General features: G+C 30.8%; 3 protein-coding genes. All 3 read left to right on the top strand.

Annotated features, from left to right (window positions below; translation table 11 throughout):
- A partial coding sequence (locus Q0370_RS08160; protein WP_299574455.1) for a GNAT family protein occupies nucleotides 1-440 on the top strand: 440 nt, incomplete at its 5' end.
- Between the two features lie 37 nt (nucleotides 441-477).
- Nucleotides 478-1,029, top strand: a complete 552-nt coding sequence (locus Q0370_RS08155) for a DUF2262 domain-containing protein (protein WP_299574452.1) — start codon at nucleotides 478-480, stop codon at nucleotides 1,027-1,029.
- A gap of 103 nt (nucleotides 1,030-1,132) precedes the next feature.
- Complete coding sequence (aroB, locus tag Q0370_RS08150) at nucleotides 1,133-2,224, top strand: 3-dehydroquinate synthase (protein ID WP_299574449.1); 1,092 nt, start codon at nucleotides 1,133-1,135, stop codon at nucleotides 2,222-2,224.
- Nucleotides 2,225-2,290 lie beyond the last annotated feature (66 nt).

Below are 2,290 nucleotides of genomic sequence, written 5' to 3'. Positions count from 1 at the left end.
TAGATTTTGAAAGAGAAAAAGAATTTTTAATTTCAGTAAAAAAAGAAAAAATGTTTGCTGTTAGACTACTTGAAAATGATGAGCTTTTGGGAAATATTGGATTTAATTCGTTAGATATTATAAACAGAAATGGTGCGTTGGGAGTTTTCATTGGAAATCCTAGACATCAGAGAAAGGGTTATGGAACAGAAGCTCTAAAGTTAATACTTGATTATGGTTTTTCATTTTTAAATCTGAGAAATATATCGCTAAGTGTATTTGAGTATAATGAACCGGCTTATAACCTATACAAAAAAGTTGGTTTCAAGGAAGTTGGGCGATTGCGAAAAGCCTTAGAAATTATGGGAAAAACGTATGATGTGATTATATTGGATATGTTAAAGGAAGAGTTTCAGTCGGTTTATATAAAAAGGGAACTTGAAAAAAGATATAATTTGTAAAACGTTTTTGACAAACAAAAACTTAATGGAGGGTAAAATGGCAGACATTATAAAAGATGAATTATTAGGTGAAATTGAATGTGTCGATGGATTTGAAACAGAGGTTAACTGGGTAAATAATAAAAAAATAGACGTGTATTTTGATATATCTGATTATCAGCTATTAAATGAGAAGGATGAGGAAAAGACTGATAAGGAAAAAATGGAAGACAGAATTAAAACTTTAAAGGAAATTCTGTCAGATGTCAATGGCTGGAATGAAAAAATTATAAAAAATTCGGCAGAAGTAATGCTGGAATTAGCAAACGACTGGTTTGATGTGGAAGATTATTATGAAGACGATGAAATTGATGAATTTGTTGAAGATATGAAACAAGTGTTATCAGAAGAAAGTGCTGAAAAATTGAGAGATAGTGAAATAACGCAAGAAACAATGGAAAAAATAATGTCTGTGGAAAGACTGACTATTTATGGAGATGGGAATTTCAGTATTTATCTTTCAGATAACGATATGATATTTTCAGGACATATAATAAATGTTCTTGCAAATATTAATGGGGAATTTTCTGAAGGGGATATAATGGGATAGTTTTAAATAAAATTTTATTTATAGTAAAATCATTTTAAATTTTGAATTTAGTGGTTTTGCTATATTTTAATATACGCATAAAGAAGAGGAAATGGAGAAAATTATGGAAATATTGAATGTTGGATTAGGGGAAAATTCTTATGATATTGTAATTGGAAAGAATTTTTTTGATAAATTTCCTGAATATATTGAAAAAATTTATAATGGCAAAAAATTATTTGTGATTACTGATTCTAATGTGGATAAAATTTATAGGAATCAATATGAGAAGATGTTTAAAGGCTTTGATTATACAATTTATGTGCTGGAAGCTGGAGAGAAAAATAAGCATATTGGTATAATGCCAGGAATTTATTCAGCAATGGTAAATGCAGGGCTTACAAGAAAAGATATGGTTGTTGCATTTGGTGGCGGAGTTGTTGGAGATATTGCTGGATTTGCGGCAGCCAGTTATATGCGTGGGATTGGATTTATACAGATACCGACGACTATTGTTTCACAGGTCGACAGCAGTGTTGGAGGAAAAGTCGGTGTTGACTTGCCTGAGGGGAAAAATCTTGTTGGGGCATTTCATCAGCCGAAACTTGTTTTAATTGACAATTATTTTTTGAATACATTGACGGACAGATATTTTTATGACGGATTTGCGGAAATTGTAAAATATGGATGTATTTATGATAAGAAGTTTTTTGACAGGCTTGTGGAAATAGTGGAAACAGTAGATGGTTCTTATGATGATGGAAATTATAAACAGAAATTGCGTGAACATCTGATGAAGTATGTGAATGAGCTTGTTTACCGTTCATGTGAGATAAAGAAGGAAGTTGTGGAAAAAGATGAGAAGGAAAGCAATTTGAGAATGATATTGAATTTTGGACATACTATCGGGCATGCAATAGAACAGTTTACAAATTATGAGAAATACTCACATGGAGAAGCAATTTCTGCTGGAATGGTAGATATTACAAAAATTGGGGAGAAAAAAGGATTTACTAAAAAAGATGAATTTTTAAAAATTGAGAAATTGTTGAAGGCATTGAATTTACCGACTGAGATTGAATATCCGAAAGACAAGATTTCTGAAATTATGAAAAGGGATAAGAAAAGTACGAGCGATGGAATTAATTTTGTAATTTTGAAGGAAATTGGGGAAGTTGAGATTATGAAGATTGGGGAAAAGGAAATTTTTGAGTAAATTTTAGGTTGTAAAAATGAAAATAGTTAAGCAAAGAAACTGAAAAGGTCATACGCTGTCTGACTT

It is taken from the genome of uncultured Leptotrichia sp. (genome assembly GCF_938036635.1).
Taxonomy (GTDB): Bacteria; Fusobacteriota; Fusobacteriia; order Fusobacteriales; family Leptotrichiaceae; genus Leptotrichia; species Leptotrichia hongkongensis.
Note: the sequence above shows the minus strand (reverse complement) of the source record. Positions and strands in the feature narration are given on the sequence as shown.

Coding starts and splice junctions, on each gene's coding strand:
- Q0370_RS08155 (WP_299574452.1), top strand. CDS start 478: ATGGCAGACATTATAAAAGATGAATTATTAGGTGAAATTGAATGTGTC.
- aroB (WP_299574449.1), top strand. CDS start 1,133: ATGGAAATATTGAATGTTGGATTAGGGGAAAATTCTTATGATATTGTA.